General features: G+C 65.7%; 13 protein-coding genes and 1 tRNA gene. 7 read left to right on the top strand and 7 right to left on the bottom strand.

All coding sequences use genetic code 11. The annotated features are described in order from the left end of the window. Positions 1-104: 104 nt before the first annotated feature. Positions 105-2,111, bottom strand: a complete 2,007-nt coding sequence (locus FZF13_RS05495; RefSeq protein ID WP_024927274.1) for an AsmA family protein — start codon at positions 2,109-2,111, stop codon at positions 105-107. A 182-nt stretch (positions 2,112-2,293) separates the two neighbouring features. Between FZF13_RS05495 and FZF13_RS05490 the strand changes: the two genes are divergently transcribed. Then, on the top strand, positions 2,294-4,252 hold the full coding sequence (locus FZF13_RS05490; RefSeq protein WP_024927273.1) for an acetoacetate--CoA ligase: 1,959 nt from the start codon (positions 2,294-2,296) through the stop codon (positions 4,250-4,252). A 290-nt stretch (positions 4,253-4,542) separates the two neighbouring features. Here FZF13_RS05490 and FZF13_RS05485 read toward each other — a convergent pair whose 3' ends face one another. Further along, the gene (locus FZF13_RS05485) at positions 4,543-8,451 is read right to left on the bottom strand and encodes a PAS domain-containing sensor histidine kinase (protein ID WP_024927106.1); all 3,909 of its coding nucleotides are present in this window, start codon (positions 8,449-8,451) and stop codon (positions 4,543-4,545) included. 256 nt (positions 8,452-8,707) lie between these two features. Here FZF13_RS05485 and FZF13_RS05480 point away from each other — a divergent pair, with 256 nt between their 5' ends. The 4 genes from FZF13_RS05480 (at position 8,708) to FZF13_RS05465 (ending at position 10,401) form a co-directional block, all read left to right on the top strand. Beyond that, positions 8,708-9,157, top strand: coding sequence for a phasin (locus tag FZF13_RS05480; RefSeq protein ID WP_024927107.1), 450 nt, complete (start codon positions 8,708-8,710; stop codon positions 9,155-9,157). 335 nt (positions 9,158-9,492) lie between these two features. Then, positions 9,493-9,569: transfer RNA gene (locus FZF13_RS05475), tRNA-His, on the top strand. Positions 9,570-9,740: 171 nt separating this feature from the next. Next, complete coding sequence (locus FZF13_RS05470; RefSeq protein WP_024927108.1) at positions 9,741-9,983, top strand: DUF768 domain-containing protein; 243 nt, start codon at positions 9,741-9,743, stop codon at positions 9,981-9,983. Between the two features lie 55 nt (positions 9,984-10,038). Then, positions 10,039-10,401 (top strand): VOC family protein, encoded by a 363-nt coding sequence (locus FZF13_RS05465; RefSeq protein ID WP_024927109.1) that lies wholly within the window; start codon positions 10,039-10,041, stop codon positions 10,399-10,401. A gap of 22 nt (positions 10,402-10,423) precedes the next feature. On the opposite strand, the gene xseA is transcribed toward FZF13_RS05465, so the two are convergent. Then, complete coding sequence (xseA, locus tag FZF13_RS05460) at positions 10,424-12,013, bottom strand: exodeoxyribonuclease VII large subunit (protein ID WP_024927110.1); 1,590 nt, start codon at positions 12,011-12,013, stop codon at positions 10,424-10,426. A gap of 136 nt (positions 12,014-12,149) precedes the next feature. Between xseA and FZF13_RS05455 the strand changes: the two genes are divergently transcribed. Next, the gene (locus FZF13_RS05455) at positions 12,150-13,100 is read left to right on the top strand and encodes a DMT family transporter (RefSeq protein WP_024927111.1); all 951 of its coding nucleotides are present in this window, start codon (positions 12,150-12,152) and stop codon (positions 13,098-13,100) included. Positions 13,101-13,106: 6 nt separating this feature from the next. On the opposite strand, the gene FZF13_RS05450 is transcribed toward FZF13_RS05455, so the two are convergent. Next, positions 13,107-14,063, bottom strand: a complete 957-nt coding sequence (locus FZF13_RS05450; protein WP_024927112.1) for a LysR substrate-binding domain-containing protein — start codon at positions 14,061-14,063, stop codon at positions 13,107-13,109. A 174-nt stretch (positions 14,064-14,237) separates the two neighbouring features. Between FZF13_RS05450 and FZF13_RS05445 the strand changes: the two genes are divergently transcribed. Beyond that, positions 14,238-14,528, top strand: a complete 291-nt coding sequence (locus tag FZF13_RS05445; RefSeq protein WP_024927113.1) for a DUF1127 domain-containing protein — start codon at positions 14,238-14,240, stop codon at positions 14,526-14,528. Positions 14,529-14,989: 461 nt separating this feature from the next. Here the strand turns inward: FZF13_RS05445 and FZF13_RS05440 are convergent, their stop codons facing one another. The 3 genes from FZF13_RS05440 to FZF13_RS05430 form a co-directional block, all read right to left on the bottom strand. Continuing rightward, a complete protein-coding gene (locus FZF13_RS05440; RefSeq protein WP_024926357.1) occupies positions 14,990-16,024 on the bottom strand; it encodes an aldo/keto reductase in 1,035 nt (344 codons plus the stop codon). A 393-nt stretch (positions 16,025-16,417) separates the two neighbouring features. After that, the gene (locus FZF13_RS05435; protein ID WP_024927208.1) at positions 16,418-17,350 is read right to left on the bottom strand and encodes a DUF937 domain-containing protein; all 933 of its coding nucleotides are present in this window, start codon (positions 17,348-17,350) and stop codon (positions 16,418-16,420) included. A gap of 370 nt (positions 17,351-17,720) precedes the next feature. After that, on the bottom strand, positions 17,721-19,094 hold the full coding sequence (locus FZF13_RS05430; protein WP_024927210.1) for a glutamate--cysteine ligase: 1,374 nt from the start codon (positions 19,092-19,094) through the stop codon (positions 17,721-17,723). Positions 19,095-19,110 lie beyond the last annotated feature (16 nt).

Genomic DNA, 19,110 nt, shown 5'->3' with positions numbered 1-19,110 from the left:
GTTTTGAACACACGCACAGGCCCGGAAATCGAGATCGATTTCCGGGCCTGTGCGTTGGTGTTTCCTGATATCCGAGTTGCCCGGCGCGGGCCTTGATAGCCGCTTTATTCGCCGGCGTTGCGGCGGATGATCGGCGACACGAACGGCGTCGTCCAGGTGCCGCCGACAAAGAACGTCGCCTGGTTGCCGTTATTGACGGGCGGGGTTGGCGCCGGCGGCGGCGGGGTAGCCGATGTCGTCGTCTGGCCTGCTGGCGTGGGTGTTACGGAAACCGGTTGACCGTTCTGAGTAGGAGCAGGCTGCGCGCCCGGTATCGGCTGTGTGCCGGTCGCCGGTTGCGCGGGCGCCGGCTGCGGCGCCGGGGTGGCTGCCGGCTTGGGTTGGTTGACGCCGCCGGACAGCGCCAGGCCACGCCCGGCATAAGGCACGATGCCGGACAGCCAGATCTTGGTCTGCGCCGATTTCGCCTCGGCGCGGTCGATGCGCGCCACGCCTTTGGAAATGGTGGCCTTGAGCTCGGCGCCGTCGATCGGCAGGGTGCCGTTGGAGACGTCGTCCAGCGCGAAGAAGCCGCCTTCTTCGTTGCGCTTCAGGAAGGCCGGCAGGTTCAGCCCGGTCAGATTGCCCGGTCCGAAGGTCGCCGATACCGAGCCGTCGGCATTCTGCAGGATCGAGTTCCAGGATTTGCCCGGACCTTTCAGGATCAGCGATACCGTTCCGGTGCCGGTTGGCGTCAGCCGCGTCATGCCGGCGGCGGCGGTGAAATCGGCGCCGTTCACATCGGAGGCGAGAAGTTTCATCTCGACTTGCGTGCCTTCCGGGCGGCGGTCGATGCGCAGGCTGGTCTGTATATTGCCGCCGAAAGCGGTGGCGTCGGAAATGTCGAAGACGGCGAGCCCGTTCTTCACCTGCGCGGTGGCGGCGACATCCGCCAGTTGGATCCGCCCGGCCGTGGCATGCGCGGCCGACAGCCTGAGGTCGAGGTTGAAGCGGTCGGCGAACGACATGTCGATAACGTCGAGATCGGTGCCGGAGGAAGCCGTCGGCGAGGTGAAGGCCGACAGGAAGGCGGCAAGGTCGACCGTGTCGAAGGCCAGCGTGCCGGAAATCATCGGCATCGGGTCGACGAAGGAGAGGTCGAGCGCGCCCATGCCGGGGGTCTTGTCGAGATCGATCTCGGTCTTGTCGAACTTGATGCGGCCGGTGTCGCCGCTGACCTTGCTGGTGATGGAGACGGGACCGCGTGCCGCGCCCGGCGCGATGCCGGCCTCCAGCCATTGCAAGGCCCGGCGCAGCGAAGGGGCGGTGAACTTGGCCTGGCCGTCGAAGAAGGATTGCCCGGAAAGATTGCCGGTGCCGTCGAAGGAGAAATTGGCCGGCGCGGCTTTCAGCGACAGTGTCACCGGTGCCGCCGCACCCGCAAACAGAAGCATTGGCCCCGGCGAGGCCGCCTCGACCGCGACGGTCTCGCCGCGCCACACGCCGCTGGCCGTCAGCGAGCCGGCGGCGTTGAGCGCCGACCAGTCGAGCTGGCCGGACAGATTGGTCAGCATGTCGGTATCGGTGCCGTCGATGGCGGCGATCACCTTGCCGTCCTGGAACTCGACAGTGCCGAAGCCCTCGGAGGCCAGCTTGCCGGTGTCGGGCTTGTCGGGCTTGGCCTTGACCAGTTCGCGCGCCGCGTCGATGGCGCGGGCGACGCGGCCGCCCGAAGGCATCGGCGGCAGGAACAGCCCATGCGCGGCCGGCTCGACCCGGAACACCGGCTTGACCAGCCGCACGCCGGAAAACACCACGTCGCCGCGCAGCGCCGACATCGCCGAAAGGTCGATCTCGACACGGTCGGCCTGCATCACCGGCGGCGCCTTGTCGTCGCTCCAGTTCGACAGGGTGACGCCGGTCAATATGGCGCGGAACTGCGGCCAGATCTCGATTTCCGGCGTGCCGTCGATGGTGACGCGAAAACCGCTCCAGGCGCTCATCTCCCAGGCGATGCGGTCGCGCACGATGCGGTTCGAGGCGAAATAGGGCACTGCCACGAACGCCAGAACGGCGACAATGACGGCAATCGCTACCGCCCATATGGCTCGCCAGATCAGGGGTGAAGGCATCAGATCCCTAGGGGTTCGTGGTGGTTCGTTTTCGATCGCCAGACGGGTGTAAACCCTGGCGGATGCTTTTCAAGCCCTTGTGGCCGGGTGATGGCGATTGCGCACACGCTGTCGCAATTGCATGAGCCTTGCCTTGCTGCAACGCGATATGCTTAACCGGTGTCGCTTCGGGAGGAACATTCATGGCCGCAGACATGCCCCTTTGGACCCCGTCGGAGGCGCAGATCGCCTCGGCGCCGCTGACCGCCTTCACGCGTGCGGCGGAGGAACGGAGCGGCCGCAGCTTTGGCGATTATCCTGCGCTGCATGCCTGGTCGGTGACCGAACGCGAGGCTTTCTGGGACCTGGCCTGGGATTTCTGCGCTGTGGTCGGCGAAAAGGGCGAGCGCGTCCTTGCCGATGGCGATCGCATGCCGGGCGCGCAGTTCTTCCCCGACGCACGGCTGAATTTCGCGGAAAACCTCCTGAAGAAGACCGGTTCCTCCGACGCGCTGGTGTTTCGCGGCGAGGACAAGGTGGAGCGGCGCCTGTCCTGGGATCGCCTGCGCGCCGAGGTCTCGCGCCTGCAGCAACTGTTCGTGAAGCTCGGTGTTACCAGGGGCGATCGCATCGCCGCCATGATGCCCAATATGCCGGAGACCGTCGCCGCCATGCTTGCCGCCGCCTCGATCGGCGCGGTGTGGTCGTCCTGTTCGCCCGACTTCGGCGAGCAGGGCGTGCTCGACCGTTTCGGCCAGATCGAGCCGGTCGTCTTCATCGTTCCGGACGGCTACTGGTATGCCGGCAAGGCCATCGAGGTCGCCGACAAGGTGGCGGCGGTGGCAGGCAAGCTGAAGAGCCTGCGCAAGGTGCTGGTGGTGGACTATCTCGGCACCGCCGAGGATGTCGCCGCCGCCATCGACGGCGCCGAGGCCATGGAAACGGCCCTGCAGCCCTTCGCGGCCAGGGTGGTGACGTTCGAGCGGCTGCCTTTCGCGCACCCGCTCTATATTCTCTTTTCTTCCGGCACCACCGGCATCCCCAAATGCATCGTGCATTCGGCCGGCGGCACGCTGATCCAGCACGTCAAGGAACAGCGCCTGCACGCCGGCCTGCTCGACGGCGACCGCTTCTTTTATTTCACCACCTGCGGCTGGATGATGTGGAACTGGCTGGTCTCCGGCCTCGCTTCCGGCGCCACGCTGCTGCTCTATGACGGCTCCCCGTTCCATCCCTCGGGCAATGTGCTGTTCGATTTCGCCGACGCCGAGAAGATGACCTATTTCGGCACTTCGGCGAAATTCATCGATTCCGTGCGCAAGGCCGAGCTGAAGCCGATCGCCACGCATGATCTGTCCACTGTCAGGACCGTGTCCTCCACCGGCTCGCCATTGTCGCCGGAGGGTTTTCGCTTCGTCTATGAAGGCATCAAGAAGGACATCCACCTGGCCTCGATCTCCGGCGGCACCGACATTGTCTCGTGTTTCGTGCTTGGCGTGCCGACCGCGCCGGTGTGGGAAGGCGAGATCCAGGGGCCGGGGCTGGGACTGGCCGTCGATGTGTGGAACGACAACGGCCAGCCGGTCCGCCAGGAAAAGGGCGAGCTGGTCTGCACCAAGGCGTTTCCGGCCATGCCGATCGGCTTCTGGAACGACGCCGACGGCAGGAAATACCACGGCGCCTATTTCGAACGTTTCGACAATATCTGGTGTCATGGCGACTTCGCCGAATGGACCCGGCATGGCGGCATGATCATCCACGGCCGCTCGGACGCCACGCTGAACCCCGGCGGCGTGCGCATTGGCACGGCCGAGATCTACAATCAGGTCGAGCAGATGCCGGAAATCCTCGAGGCGATCTGCATCGGCCAGGATTTCGACAATGATGTGCGCGTCGTGATGTTCGTGCGGCTGGCTGCCGGTGTCGCGTTGGACGAGGCGCTCGAAAAGCGCATCAAGACAAAAATCCGCACCGGCGCCAGCCCGCGCCATGTGCCGGCCAGGATCGTTGCCGTCACCGACATTCCACGCACCAAATCGGGCAAGATCACCGAGCTGGCGGTGCGCGATGTCGTCCATGGCCGGGCGGTCAAGAACAAGGAGGCGCTGGCGAACCCCGAGGCGCTGGACCAATTCAAGGACAGGGCGGAACTCGCGAATTGAGGCGGCGCCGGACCGGAGGTTTTTCGGGCAACCGCCGAAACAACGCCGCCGGCAGGGTAAACAAAACGTAAAGCTCGAATTTACCTCGTTTTCACGAATGGTACACAATCGTAAACTTTTACCCATCCAGGTAAGGATTTGTTTACGAGACCGCCGCGATAGTCGCGGGTAACTTGAGGGAGAAATCCCAATCCCGCTAGGCGGGACCAGTATCGCTCAAGCCCGTTGTGACAATTCTCAATTCAGGCGCCCTCGGGGCGCCTTTTTTCTTGAGGGCGCCTGCCGTGGCCTCAATCGGCCAGCACGCGGGTCGACGGGAAGGCGACTTCCACCAGCGTGCCTTCGCCGGGCGTCGAATTGATGGTGAATTTGGCGCGGTTCGCCTCCACCATCGCCTTGGTCAGAGGCAGGCCAAGGCCGGTGCCGTCGCCGCGTCCGCGTTTCAGCGCGTTGACCTGCTTGAACGGCTTCAGCGCGTGCTCGATCTCGGCCTGCGTCATGCCGACGCCGGTGTCGCGCACCCGCATCACCACGTCGCCGGATGTCTCATAGGCGGTGGAAACGATGACCTGGCCGCCGGCCTGCGTGTAGCGCACGGCATTGGACAGGATGTTGAGCGCGATCTGGCGGATCGAGCGCAAATCGGCCACCACTTCCGGCAGGCGCGAGGCGAAGGACGAGCGGATGATGACACGCTCGCGGTTGGCCTGCGGCTGCATCATGGCGACGGCCTCTGCCAGTGCGTCGTTGAGCGACACCGCCTCGTAGTCCATCTCCTGCTGGCCGGCTTCGATCTTCGAAATATCGAGCAGGTCGTTGACGAGGTCGAGCACGTGGTTGCCGGAGCGGTTGATGTCGCGCAGATAGTCGCGGTAGCGCTCATTGGCGATCGGCCCGAACTTCTCGTCCACCATCAATTCGGAGAAGCCGATGATGGCATTGAGCGGCGTGCGGATTTCGTGGCTGATGCGGGCAAGGAAATCGGTCTTCTGCGACGACGCCCGCTCGGCCACGGCGCGCGCCTGGGTGAGGTCTTCCTCGGCCCGCTTCCACTGGGTGATGTCGCGCACCACCGCGCAATAGCCGCTGTCGCCGGGCAGGCGGCCGATGGTCATGAACAGCGGAATGAAGCGCCCCTGCGCCTCGCGGCCGATCACCTCGCGTCCGTCATTGAGCACGCTGGCGACACCATGGTCGGAAAGCCCGGCCAGATAGTCGCGCGCCGCGCGCTGGCTCTCGATGGCGAACAACGAAGCGAAGGGTTTGCCGGCAACCTCGTCGCTGTCGACGCCGAACAGCGCCTCGGCCGGCCGGCTGATCGAGCGGATGGCGCCATCGCGGCCGATCAGCACGACGCCGTCGGTGGCGGTGTCGATGATGGTGCGCATTTCGGCGACGCGCGCCTTGAGCTCGGCCGTATCGGGCTGCGCCGCCTCGCCGAGCGTCGCAGCTGTAATCGGCTGGCCGGTCTCGCCGGACCCGTTCAGCACCAGCATCAGCGCCTTGCCTTCGCCCCACGGCACCGAGCGCAGCACGACGTCGACCGGCGTCTCCTCGCCATTGGCCTTCCTCAGCCGCAGCTTGTGGTCGGCATGGTCGGCCGTGCTGTCGCTTGCATAGGGGTCGGCGAACAATGCATCCAGCCCGCCGGCAGCGCCGAGCGCGGCGAGATTTTCATAGCCGGTCAGCGCCAGGAATTCGCCATTGGCATAATGCAGCACGTCGCCCGAATGGATCAGCAACGGCACCGGCAGCCGCGACAGCAGCGAAGTGTCCGGCTCCTTTTCGCCGGTCGCGAAGGCGGCGGGCACGAAGCCGCCCGCCTGCAGCGGTGGCACCAGGCGCGGCGTGGGCAGCGGTGGCGCCGGTTGGGGGGCCACGGCTTCCTCCGCGTCATCGCGCGGATGCGTCAGGTCGCCGTCGTCCTCCAGCCGGGCAAGGTCTTCTTCTTCATCGTCCTTGCTCGCTTCGTCGCGCCGCGCGGCGTGGCGCTGTCCGGCAACCTTCGCGGCGGCGGCCTTGATGTCGCCGATGTCGTTCAGCGCTTGTGTCTGTCCGTTGTCCTCGGCCACCGGATCGCTGTCCTGCGGCGCGAAGGCCAGCAGCGAACGCGGCGCGGCAGGTTCTGCCACCGGTTCCGCGGCCGCCCCGCCCTCGTCCGCCCCGGCGCCGTCGAGCCGGGTTAGATCGGCGATGTCCTCGGCCTCCTGCGCCTCGGTCAGCGCGGCGCTGTCGTCATCCTCGTCGGCGGTTGTCGCTTCGTCTGGCCGGGCAATCGCCTCGGCAACGACAGCGGTCGTTTCTGCCTCGGAAGAGGTGTGTTTGCTTTCAGTTGGCGCGACGGTGATGGCCGCCTCGGCCGTCACCGCAGCCTCCGCCGCTTGTTCGGCCTTGACGGTGTCCACGGCCGTCGCGGGTTCCGCCGTGTTGATGGCTCCTGCGGCCTCGACGATATCCGCCGCGACAGGTCGTGCGCGCTCGACCGGCTTTATGACCTCGCCTTGGCCGGCGGGCGCATCGGCGCCGTCCGCCTGCCGCATGGCGATCGCATTGTCCGCCTGCGCGGTTGCGGGGGCAGGCGGGTCTTTCGCCGGAGCGGCTTCGCCTCGGCCGGCCTCGGAACCCAGCACGCCGTCCTTCTTCAGCCGTTCGCCGATCTCGCGGAAGGCGCTGCGCTCCAGTGTCGAAAGGCCCTTGTCGTTGGCCGCCGGCCGGTGTTCGGCCAGCCGGATCACCTTGTCGCTGAAGCGGCGCTCTGGGGTCGGCGTGATGGTCAGCGCCGGCGCCTCGCCATGGAACGGGTTCTGTCCGCCGGTGGTCATCGGCGCGGCGTGCGGGGGCTCCTGCGGCCTGGCCGTCGCTTCGTGTGTGGTTTTGGCGGGCGCTGGCGGGGTTTCGGATGCCACCCAGCCGGGTGTCAGCGCCAGACCGACCTTCTCGTGATCCTCGGTGGCGTCCGCCGGCCTTGCGACGCCGAAGCCGCGAAAACCTTCGAACGTGCGGTTGCGGTCGTAGACGGGTAGGGCGGCGAGATCCACCGGCACCTTCAGGCTGCTGCCGGCGATCGGCCAGGCGACCGAGCGGCCCGACCATGTGTCGCGTCGTTCCAGCAGGCCGGCGATCTCGCCGGACGGGTCGAAGCCGAATGTGGTGGCGACATCCTTGAAGCGCCGGCCGATGACATCGGCGGCGGCCTCGCCAACGACGGCGGCGAATTCCGGCGAGATGGCGCTGAAGTGGCCGGCGGCGTCGGTGCGCCACACAAAGCGTACCGGTGTGGTGTTGCGTTCGACCGGTTGCGACGCCGGAACTGTCTCATTCTGCACCGGGGCAACCGGCGTCGTACCATCGCCCTGGGCGGCTTCGGCGGCCTTGTTGGCGTCGCTGAAATACCAGCGGTCGTGCTGGTGTTCGCCGGCCGTCGTCGAAACGCTGTCGTCGGCCGCCCGCCAGCCTTCGGCGGTCGTGGCCCTTGGCCGATCGCCCTCGGATGCGGTCTGGCTTGCCGGCGCCGGCTGGGTTGCGCCAGCCTCGGTGCCTTCGTCGATCACCACCAGAAGGTGGCGCGCCGGTTCGTCGGTCAACCGGGCGATGCCGGCCGGATAGGAGCTTTTTGCAGCCGGCACTAGCCGCTTCAGCACGCGATCCTGCTCGCGCGCGACATCGGCGACGAGCGCGCTGAGCGTCTGCTCGGTAATGCCAAGCGCCGAAAATCCTTGCGAGGCGGCCTCGACGCCGCCCTTGCCGTCGATGAAGGCGAGGAACTGGCCGTCCGCCTTGAAACCGCTGATTGCACGCGTGGCGATCTCGGCGGCGTTATGGGAGGCGCCTTGCGTGGCCGGCAGGGCAAGCATGATCGCCGCTTCGCCGTCGGGCATGGTGAGCGCGCTGGCCAGAAAGCCGACCGCATTGCTGGTCATGCCTGCCGCCAGCCGCACCAGCAGCGCGCGGTCGCTGCCGATGGCCGGGAAGCCGGCGGTTGCCATGATCTGGCGTCGCGCCACCGGCGGCAGCCCGGCCGGCGCGCCGATGGCGGCCTCGACATCGGCATGGCCGAACAGGGCGGCTCCGGGCCCGTTTGCCCACAGCACCTGCTCGAGGTCGGCCGACAGGACGACGATCGCGTCGCCGCTGGCAAAACGCGATCGCACGTCATCAAGGACGGCAACATCGAGGAACGAATAGTTCTCGGACGGCATGCGCTCTGGCTATCCTCCAAGGAGATGGCCGCGGTTAATGCTTCGTTAATAAATGGGAGCCGCCGCAACGTCCACAAGCGTAAGGCGAGCCCACTTGAATAATAGGGCTCGTGGTTAACGGCATCCCTATGTTTCGCTTCGATAATGTTGCATTGCAGCAGAAATGTTGCGTTGCACAACAAAATGCGCTATACCCATCTCACACATGAACGAGACGGCACGTCGAATGTGTCCGTCCACCCTATGAGGATGGAAAATGTCCAAGACCAAGACCACCGAGACCGTTGAATTCCCGACCTTCGACGCTTCGCAGGCCACCGACCAGATCCGCGCCTTCGCCGAGAAGGGCGTCGAGCAGTCGAAAGAGACCTTCGCCAAGCTGAAGACCGGCGCCGAAGAAGCCAAGAAGGCCTTCGAGACCAGCTACGAAACCGCCAAGACCGCTTCGAACGACCTGTCGCTGAAGGCGATCGCCACGCTGCGCACCAACGCCGAAGCCAATTTCTCGCATCTCGAGGCCCTCGTCGGCGCCAAGTCGCTGTCGGAAGTCGTCGAGCTGCAGACCTCCTTCCTCCGTTCGCGCGTCGAGACCGCCGTCGAGCAGGCCAAGGATTTCCAGGCCGCCGCCTCGAAGGTCGCCGAAGAAGTCGCCAAGCCGTACAAGACCGCCTTCGAGAAGGCCATCAAGGACGTCAAGGCGGCCTGATTGCCGGAAGATGCGGCGAGGGCTTGCAACGCTGTCGCCGGCTTCCTAGCTGAACAGGACAAGAGTTTCTCCGGGGCGGATCCTCCTCCCTTCTTCCCCGGAGAGCAGCCGGCACCTCCTCCCGCCGGCTCAAATTGGGAAAAAGGCCGGCACCTCCTCCCGCCGGCCTTTTTCTTGACCGTTTGCCGGGGAGGAACATGGGTGCGGATGAGCGTCGTTTTGCTTTTGCAAAAGCCTTGAATTACGATCCGATTGCCCGTATGCACGCTTCGCCGAACGATGGAGCACGGCTGACAGAAGTGGGTCACTCGTTTCGATCGTTGACGGGCACGCGTGCCGTTGTAGCTCAGATGGTTAGAGCGCCGGATTGTGGATCCGGAGGTCGCTGGTTCGATCCCAGCCAACGGTACCATTCCTCTCGCCGGGTGGATGCCCCGCACGACAATCGCACAGTTCAGAACTTGTTCTTTGGTACCGGCCCGGTTGCCGCAAGCGCGCGACTCGGCTTCAATTGGATAGGGAATACCGACTGCCTGGCTGCGGCCACGGCGTGATCGGCACAGACCGAAACGGGTAATTCAGAATGAGCGTACACGCCATCGAGTTTCTGCAGGATTGGATCGGCAAGGAATGCTGCGCCCCATCCGAAGCGGTCAAGCTCGACAAGCATGCCGAGACGCTGGCCAAGCGCTGCGCCGCCAAGGCCGCCGAAGCCGGCATTCCGCTGGAAGACCTCCAGGAAGAAGTCGGCGACATCCAGGACCTGATCGCCTCGCGCCTCGAAGAGGCCGTCGAAGCGGAAACGGCCGCCGACAAGGCGGCGTGAGCCTGCCTCCTTCTCCCGTGGGCGGGGAAGGGCACCACCGTTATCGGGGTTAACGATGCCACTCGGCCGGGTCGTCATCTACGCCAGGGATGTCGAGGAAACCGCCCGCTTCTACGAACGGCATTTTGGCTTCACGGCAACCCGATTGCCCGGAGACAGGATTGTCGAGCTTGTCGCCAGCGATGGCGGCGCCAACATCCTGCTTCATCAGGCCGCAAAAGGTCAGCGCAGCGGTCAGTCGATCGTCAAGCTGGTCTTTGATGTCGAAGACGTCGAACTGTTCTGCAGGCAACGCGCCGCAGACGGCCTCGATTTCGGCACGATCCATAAGGCCGACGGCTATCTGTTCGTGAACGCGAAAGACCCTTGCCAGAACTCCATCTCGGTTTCGAGCCGGGCCTTCCGAAAAGATAGCTGAGAAGTCTGCCTGCCCCGCAGGCTTAAAACAACGATCCCTGGCCGCCAGCGCCCTTGTCCTTGGGCGAGGCTTTGGCCGGCCTGGGCGTTGCAGGGCCGGGTGTCGGACCGGCGCCATCGGCCGTTGCATGCGCCGAACCGTCGGCGAAGCGCAGTTCCAGCGCAATGCCGGGCGTCACCTCCGCAGCGCGCTTGACCAGCGCACCGGCGCTGTCGAGCACCAGCGCATAGCCGCGCTCCAGGATCGCCTGTTCCGACAGTTTCAGCGTCGAAAGCAGCCGGTCGGCCTGGGTGAGGCGGGCGCGCAGCCGGTCCAGCCGCACCGTCATCGCCTGCTCCTGCCGCCGCGCCAGCGCGGTCAGCGTATCGCCCTGCAGCTTCTGCCGCCGCGCGATCGGCGCCGGCGACAGCCGTGCCATCGTCCGCGCGAACCGCGCGCGGCGCTCGCGCACGATGCCAAGGAAGGCGGCCTGCGCCCTGGCGAGGTCGCGCGAAGCCAGCCGCCGTGCCTCGGCCATGCGCCGCGACAGCGTCGCCGGCGTCAGCCGGATCGCGACGAGGCGACCGCGCTTGCGCTCGATCGACACCGCCAGCGCGCGGGCCAGCCGGTTTTCCGCCTCGTCGAAACGGCGTCTCGGCAAGGCCAGCAACTGGTCGGGCGAGGGCAGCGCGCGGGCCGCCGCCCGCGCCGCCTGGCGCCGGCGGTCGATGCCGCGGACCAGCGCCGCCGCAAGCCGTGCCGACAGGCTTGCCAGCGTCGCCTCCAGTTCCGCTCTCACCGGCACGGCGATTTCGGCCGCGCCCGTCGGCGTCGGCGCGCGCACGTCTGCGGCAAGGTCGATCAGTGTCCAGTCGGTCTCATGGCCGACCGCCGAGATGACCGGGATGTCGGAAGCGGCAACCGCCCGCGCCAATCCTTCGTCGTTAAAACCCCAGAGGTCTTCCAGGCTGCCGCCGCCGCGCGCCACGATGATCAGGTCCGGCCGCGGGATCGGCCCGCCCGGCTCCAGCGCGTTGAAGCCGTTGACGGCGGCCGTCGCCTCGGCGCCGGCGGTCTCGCCCTGCACGCGCACCGGCCACACCACGACGGTGAGCGGGAAACGGTCGCGGATGCGGTGCAGGATATCGCGGATCACCGCACCGGTCGGCGAGGTGATCACGCCGATGACCGAGGGCATGTAGGGCAGGAGCTGCTTGCGGGCGGGATCGAACAGGCCTTCGGCGGCGAGGCGGCGCTTGCGCTCCTCCAGCATCGCCATCAGCGCGCCGGCGCCGGCGGGTTCCAGATTGTCGATGACGATCTGGTATTTCGACGAGCCGGGATAGGTGGTGAGCTTGCCCGACGCGATCACCTCCATGCCCTCCTCGGGGCGGAAGCGCAGCTTGTTCATCGTGCCCTTCCACACCACGGCTTCCAGCCGGGAGCGGTCGTCCTTCAGCGCGAAATAGGCATGGCCCGACGAATGCGGGCCGCGATAGCCGGAAATCTCGCCGCGCACCCGCACATTGCCGAACGTATCTTCCACCGTGCGCTTCAGCGCGCCGGAAATCTCGCTCACCGTATATTCGGTGGCGTTGGTGGGTCTCGAATCGTCGTCGAAGAATTCGCTCATGCGCCGATTGGCGCGCTGGATGGGGAGTGGGTCAAGCCCTTACCCGCGTTGGCTGCACGGGTGAGACTGGACCACACGATTGCCATGGACGCCCCAAGGCTCCAAGTCTACCCATGCGTGCCAAGGAGCACACCCCATGAACATCCAGCAATCCAGGCCGGCGGCGGCCGCGCCTGTCGCATCGGGCCGGCCCAGCGAACGGCCCTTCGAGGCGCTCGACTACGGCCTCTATGCGGTGACGGTGGTCGCCTGGAGCCTGTCGTGGTTTGCCATCGAATTCCAGGTCGGCCGCGTCGCCAACGAAGTCACCATCGTCTGGCGCTTCGCCATCGCCACTGTCCTGATGTTCGGCTGGGTGGCGCTGAAGCGGGGCCAATTGCGCTTCGCGCCGGCCGAGCATCTGCGGTTCGCGGCACTTGGCGTGCTGATGTTTTCGTCCAATTTCCTGCTGTTCTATTACGGCGCCAGCTATCTGGTCAGCGGGCTGCTTTCGGTGGTGTTCTCGCTGGCCTCGGTCGTCAACATGCTGTTGGGCGCCGTGGTGATGCGCGAGCGGCCGTCGCCGCGCATCCTGGCCGGCGGGCTCATCGGCTTCGCCGGCATCGCGCTGATGTTTTTGCCGGAGGTCGCCGCCCACGGTCTTTCCGGCGGAACGCTTATAGGCCTCGGTCTTTGCGTGGCCGGCACGCTCTCCTTCTGCGTCGGCAATTTGATTTCGGCGGGAGGCATGCGCAACGGGCTACCGCTGATCTCGATGAATGCCTGGGGCATGCTCTACGGCACGCTGTGGTCGGCCCTTCTGGCGTTCCTGTTCGGCCGCACCTTCACCATAGACCCGAGCGTTACCTATCTCGGCTCGGTGCTGTTCTCGGCGGTGGTGTCCACTGTTCTGGCCTTTGCCGCCTATCTGACGCTGCTCGGCCGCATAGGTGCTGCCCGCGCCGGCTACGCCACGGTGATGTTCCCGATCTTCGCGCTGCTCATCTCCACCACGCTCGAAGGCTATCGCTGGACCGCCTTCGCCATCGCCGGCCTTGTCCTGGTCGCCATCGGCAACGTGCTGGTGGTGCGCGGCGGCAGGCGTTAGCTCGGCCTACCAGCCCGGCATCACCTGGCTCGGCTTGGTGCGCTTCATCTTGGTGAAGGCCAGCGAGGCGAAGTCGAAGCTGCCGGTCTCCTCGGTTATCGGCACGGTGATGTTGTCCAGGCTTTCGGCGATGTGGCGGGCCAGCGCCTCGACGATCTCGGGCCGGCTGGTCTGGCCGCGCATCAGGCCAATGCGGCAGTCGGGCAACTGGCCGAAGCCGTCGGCCTCGCCAAGCACCCGCATGCCGGGCCTGAGCGCGCATTCCGGCAGCACCGAAATCGCCAGCCCCGACAGCACGGCGGCGGCGATGACGGTGGCTGAGAAGGAGGAGAACAGGATGCGATAATCGCGCCCCATCTCGTCCAGCACGTCGCAGGCGGCGCGCCGCCAGATGCAGTTCGGGCGGCCGAAGGCCATCGGCAGGACATCCTGCTCATGCGTGGCGTGATTGGTCGAGGTGACCCACAACAGCGGCTCGCGCCGCACCACTTCCGACTGGCCGCGCGCGTCGTTGTGGGTGACCAGCGCCAGATCGAGATTGCCGCGCTTGATGTGCTCGGCAAGGCTGGGCGTCGGCTCGCAGGTGACAGTCAGTTCGACGCGCGGATTGGAACGGGCGAAACGCGCCATGATCTCGGGCAGGAAGCGGTCGGCATAATCGTCCGGCGTGCCGATACGGATGGTGCCTTCCAGCCGGTTGTCGTCGAAGGCGGCCAACGTCTCGCGGTTCAGGTAGAGCATCCGGCGGGCATAGGACAAAAGCCGGTCGCCTTCCTCGGTCAGCTTGTTGGAGCGCCCGTCCTTCTCGAACAGCGGTTTGCCGATCCGCTCCTCCAGCCGCCGCATCTGCATCGACACCGCCGACTGCGTGCGGTGCACCTCCTCGGCGGCGCGGGTGAAGGAGCCGGTGTCGGCGATCGAGATGAAGGTCTGCAACTGGTCGAGGTCGAGCGGCGCTTTCATCGCTTCCATCCATCATCAGAGTTGATGATAGAGATTAAAAACATTCGTTGGATTAATCAATCGCCGCGTGCGATTCAGTAATCGTCCACATGAAGGCATGTGAATCGGGTCCGTCCCGCCGCGCTCCCGGCGGCGGTGCGACGGTCCGCGCCGTCAAGATTGAGGAGAATGACCATGACCGCATACGACATCGCCCCTGAGAGCGCGCGCATCACCGCGACCCCGGCTGCCGCGACGCGTGTGTACAATCGTGCCGTCGGCTATTACCGCGCCTGGAAAAATCGCCGCGCCTTCTATCGCCTCGGCGAAATGTCGGACGCGGAACTGGCCGATATCGGCCTGACCCGCGCCGATCTCTTCGTCGCCGTCGACCTGCCGTTCGGCAGCGACCCGACGGTGAAGCTGCGCTCCATCGCCGGCCTGCGCGCCGCCTCCGTCGAGGAACTGGCGCGCAAGGTGGCCTGATATCCCGCACGCCCGGGCCTCCAGCCGGGCGATGCAGAGTTGCTGCAGGCTTCCCACACTCCCTGCCGGCACGACCCCGCCGGCCGCCTGCGCATTGCCCGGTCCTCCCACGGACCGGGCTTTTTCTTTTTGGGCCGCACCGTTCCTTCTCCCCTTGTGGGAGAAGGTGGCCGAGCCGGAGGCGAGGTCGGATGAGGGGGTGAGAACCCGGTTCGCCATAGGCGAATTGAAAGGTCCGGTGGACCTTTCAAAGGGTTCGAACGCCCGAGGCTATGCCGAGGGCTGGGACAAAGCTGTGATCCTGCCCCTCGCTGGCTCGGGGGCGTTCGAAACTCGAAAAGCCAAGCAATTGGCTTTTCGTCCGCTACGCGGACCGTTTCTCACCCCCTCATCCGTCTCGGCGCTTTGCGCCGAGCCACCTTCTCCCGCAAGGGGAGAAGGGGAGTTTCGCATCTGGAGTTTCACACCACCGGCGGGTTGAGCCGGGCGAAACCTTCCTGGCGGTGGTAGGGGAAATGCGGGTAGGGCGCCGTCACCGTGCTGGCCGCATCGAGCGTCGCCACCTGTTCGGGCGTCAGCGACCAGCCGACGGCGCCGAGGTTCTGGCGCAGTTGCTCCTCGTTGCGCGCCCCGATGATGACGGACGAAACCGTCGGCCGCTGCAGCAGCCAGTTGATGGCGATCTGCGGCACGCTTTTGCCGGTTTCCCCGGCGACCGCTTCGAGGGCGTCGACGACGCGGTAGAGATGCTCGTCCTCCACCGGCGGCCCGAACTCCGCGGTCTGGTGCAGGCGGCTGCCTGCCGGAATGGGATTGCCGCGGCCGATCTTGCCGGTCAGCCGGCCCCAGCCCAGCGGGCTCCACACCAGCGCGCCGAGGCCCTGGTCCTCGCCCAACGGCATCAGGTCCCATTCATAGTCGCGGCCGAGCAGCGAATAATAGACCTGGTTGGCGACATAACGTGGCCAGCCATGGCGCTCGGCGACAGCCAGCGATTTCATGATCTGCCAGCCGGAGAAGTTGGAGACGCCGACATAACGCAGCTTGCCGGCGCGAACCAAGCCGTCCAGCGTGGCAAGCACCTCCTCGACCGGGGTATGCGCGTCGAAGGCATGCAGCTGGAAGATGTCGATATGGTCGGTGCCCAGCCGGCCAAGGGCCTGGTCCACCGCTTCGATCAGCCGGGAACGCGACGAACCCCATTGATTGGGGCCGTCGCCCAGAGGCAGGCTGGCCTTGGTCGAGATCAGCACCTCGTTGCGCCGTCCCTTGATCGCCTCGCCAAGCACCGTTTCGGAGGCGCCGTCGGAATAGACGTCGGCGGTGTCGAACAGATTGACGCCGGCCTCCAGGCAGATGTCGACCAGCCGGCGGGCTTCCTCGACGCCGGTGTTGCCCCAGGCGCTGAACAGCGGGCCGGCGCCGGCGAAAGTGCCGGCTCCAAAACTCAGGACGGGAACCCTGAGGCCGGATTTGCCGAGATTGCGGTATTCCATGAAATGTCTCTCCATCTGTCGATGATGGCTAGATAGAGGCCCGTCATTTCATGAACCAGCGTGGCGAAAGGCACAGGATTTGTGAGGTGAGTTCACAACACTCTATCTCCCCCCTTGCGGGGGAGAATGGATTTTCACGATCTTAGCCGGAGCAGGCCAAAGGCCGTCGCGAGGCTAAGTCGTAGAAAATCCAAGAGAGGGGATTTTCAGCTGAGGGGCCACTTGCTCCCTCGAATGGCGAAGTCGAAATTCAGCTCGGCGAGGATTGGGCTGAAAATCCCCTCTCTTGCGATTTCTAGCACTTAGCTGCGCCGCCCTGCGGGCGTGCTCGCTAAGATGCTGAAATCGCTTTCTCCCCCACAAGGGGGGAGATAAGGGCGCCGCGCCGCTCGCCTACCGCCGGTTCATCCCTTTCAGGAACTGGTCGAAGATCGTTTCCACGCCCTGCTGGTAGTCGTCGCGTTGCTGGCGGCCGGTGTCGAACATCTTGCCGAAGATGTCGTCATAGGGATTGCGCGGCCGCCCGCTCGGGTTCGGCTCGGGTTCCGGCGCGCGTTGCGGGGCTGGATCGGGGGTCCCAATCGGCTGCCCGCCACCCAGCATGTCCTGCAGGATCTTGCCCCAGGGATTGTTGTCGCCAAACGGGTTCTGCGGTTGCGGCTGCTGCGGCGCCTGCTGCGGCGCGCCGCCGCCGAACATGTCCTGCAGCACCTTGCCGAGCGGATTGTCGCCCAGCGGATTGTTGCCGAACGGATTTTGACTCTGCGGCGCCTGCCGCTGCTGCGGCTGGCCACCCATCATGCCGCCGCCCATTCCGCCACCTTGCCGCATCATCTCCTCGATGATCTGGCCGAGCGGGTTGCCGCTGATGCCGCCACCACCGCTGAAGCCGCCGGCCTGCATCTGGTTGGTGGTCTGCTTGAACAGCCCGCCCATCACCATCGACGCCAGCACGGGAAGCATCTGCTGCAGCACCTGCTGGCCGACGCCGCTGGCCTGCGCCGCCTGCGCCGCCACCGCGCGCGACAGGTCCTTGGAGCCGAACAACTGCCCCAGCACATCGTTGCCTTGCTGCACGCCCTGCGGCGAGAAGGCCTGCGCGGCATTGTCGAAATACTGGCCATATTGGCCGGTGGCCATGGCGCTCATGAAATTGCCGACCCCATACGGGTCCGCCGTGTTGCGCTTCAGCCCCTGGCTGAAAGCCGGCAACAGCGCCTCCACCGCCGCCTGTGTCTGCTGCTGGCTCAGATTGAACTGGCGCGCCAGCGCCTCCATGCCGTTGCCGTTCTGCGACTGGTTGAGCATGTCGAACAGATTGAGCATGGGGTCCTCCGCGGCGGCCATTCGCCGTTGCGGAGCGTAGTTCGTTTTAACCGCCGGTTGAAGTGGACTTTTGCCGCCGCACCGTTATCTCCCCCCTTGCGGGGGAGAAAGCGATTTCAGCATCTTAGCGAGCACGCCCGCAGGGCGGCGCAGTCTAAGTGCTAGAAATCGCAAGAGAGGGGATTTCCACCCCAATCCTCGCCGAACTGGATTTCGGCTTCCCCCATTCGAGAGAGCAAGTGGCCTCTCGGCTGAAAATCCCCTCTCTTGGATTTTCTACGACTTAGCCTCGCGACGGCCTTCGGCCTGCTCCGGCTAAGATCGTGAAAATCCATTCTCCCCCGCAAGGGGGAGATAAGGGCGCCTTGCTTCAGTACGCATACTCCAGGAAAGCCGGCTCGATCGAGCCGCCCCAGCGCGTGTGGTAGGCCGAAAGCATCTCTTCGGCGCTGGTGGTGCCGCGCGCCACCACTTCGTCCAGCGTCGACAGGAACGAGGTTTCGTCGAAGCCGTCGCGATTCAACTTGTTGCGGTTCTTCAGGCCCTGCCGGGAGATCGCCAGCACCTCTCGCGCCACCTCTCGCAGCGTCGTAGAGCGGAACGGCGCGCCGATGCCTTGCTCGGGCACGGCGTCGCGCATCGCCTTGACTTCCGCATAGCTCCAGTCGCGCGTCAGCGCCTCGGCGGCGTCGAGCGCGGCGCCGTCATAGAGCAGGCCGACCCAGAAGGCCGGCAGCGCGCAGATGCGCCGCCATGGCCCACCATCGGCGCCGCGCATTTCCAGGAACCGCTTCAGGCGCACATCCGGGAACAGGGTCGACAGGTGGTTCGCCCAGTCGCCCATGGTCGGCATGCCGTCCGGCACTTCCTTGCGCGCCGCCCCCGCCATGAACTGGCGGAAGGTGATGTGCGTCATGTCGTGGTAGCGGCCGTCGCGGATGACGAAATACATTGGCACGTCGAGCGCCCATTCGACATAGTCGGCAAAGCCGAATTCGGGCGAGAAGCAGAATTCGAGCAGGCCCGAGCGCTGGTTGTCGGTGTCGCGCCAGATGTCGCCGCGCCAGCTCTGCAGCCCGTTCGGCCGTCCTTCGGTGAAGGGCGAATTGGCGAACAGCGCCGTCGACAGCGGCTGCAGCTTCAGCGACACCTGCATCTTGCGGCGCATGTCCGCCTCGCTCTCGAAGTCGAGATTCACCTGGATCGTGCAGGTGCGGTACATCATGTCCAGGCCCTTGGTGCCGACCTTGGGCATGTAGCGGGTCATGATGTCATAGCGCGATTTCGGCATTTTCGGCGTTTCGGCCAGCGTCCATTTCGGACTGCCGCCAAGGCCGAGGAAACGGATGCCCATCGGCTCGGCGATCTCGCGCACTTGCGCCAGATGCGCGTTGCCCTCGCGACAAGTCTGGTGGATCGTCTCCAGCGGCGCGCCGGAAAGCTCGAACTGGCCGCCCGGCTCCAGGCTGATGGCGCCCTGTCCGGTCGGCTCGACCAGGCCGATGATGCGGCCCTCGTCCAGGATCGGATCCCAGCCGAGCTTGGTCTGCATGCCTTCCAGGATGGCGCGGATGCCGCGCTCGCCGCCATAAGGCACAGGCGCGTGGCCATCGACATAGAAGGGGAACTTTTCGTGCTCGGTGCCGATGCGCCAGTCGGCGCGCGGCTTGTTGCCCTTGGCAAGGTAGGCGGCGAGTTCGCCAAGACCCTCGATGGGCTGTGAATCGGTGGTGTCGCGTGCCATGTCGCCCTTTCTGGCT

The sequence above is a fragment of the Mesorhizobium terrae genome (assembly GCF_008727715.1).
GTDB lineage: Bacteria > Pseudomonadota > Alphaproteobacteria > Rhizobiales > Rhizobiaceae > Mesorhizobium > Mesorhizobium terrae.
This window is presented reverse-complemented; position numbering and strand designations above follow the sequence as displayed.

Coding starts and splice junctions, on each gene's coding strand:
- FZF13_RS05495 (WP_024927274.1), bottom strand. CDS start 2,111: ATGCCTTCACCCCTGATCTGGCGAGCCATATGGGCGGTAGCGATTGCC.
- FZF13_RS05490 (WP_024927273.1), top strand. CDS start 2,294: ATGGCCGCAGACATGCCCCTTTGGACCCCGTCGGAGGCGCAGATCGCC.
- FZF13_RS05485 (WP_024927106.1), bottom strand. CDS start 8,451: ATGCCGTCCGAGAACTATTCGTTCCTCGATGTTGCCGTCCTTGATGAC.
- FZF13_RS05480 (WP_024927107.1), top strand. CDS start 8,708: ATGTCCAAGACCAAGACCACCGAGACCGTTGAATTCCCGACCTTCGAC.
- FZF13_RS05470 (WP_024927108.1), top strand. CDS start 9,741: ATGAGCGTACACGCCATCGAGTTTCTGCAGGATTGGATCGGCAAGGAA.
- FZF13_RS05465 (WP_024927109.1), top strand. CDS start 10,039: ATGCCACTCGGCCGGGTCGTCATCTACGCCAGGGATGTCGAGGAAACC.
- xseA (WP_024927110.1), bottom strand. CDS start 12,013: ATGAGCGAATTCTTCGACGACGATTCGAGACCCACCAACGCCACCGAA.
- FZF13_RS05455 (WP_024927111.1), top strand. CDS start 12,150: ATGAACATCCAGCAATCCAGGCCGGCGGCGGCCGCGCCTGTCGCATCG.
- FZF13_RS05450 (WP_024927112.1), bottom strand. CDS start 14,063: ATGAAAGCGCCGCTCGACCTCGACCAGTTGCAGACCTTCATCTCGATC.
- FZF13_RS05445 (WP_024927113.1), top strand. CDS start 14,238: ATGACCGCATACGACATCGCCCCTGAGAGCGCGCGCATCACCGCGACC.
- FZF13_RS05440 (WP_024926357.1), bottom strand. CDS start 16,024: ATGGAATACCGCAATCTCGGCAAATCCGGCCTCAGGGTTCCCGTCCTG.
- FZF13_RS05435 (WP_024927208.1), bottom strand. CDS start 17,350: ATGCTCAATCTGTTCGACATGCTCAACCAGTCGCAGAACGGCAACGGC.
- FZF13_RS05430 (WP_024927210.1), bottom strand. CDS start 19,094: ATGGCACGCGACACCACCGATTCACAGCCCATCGAGGGTCTTGGCGAA.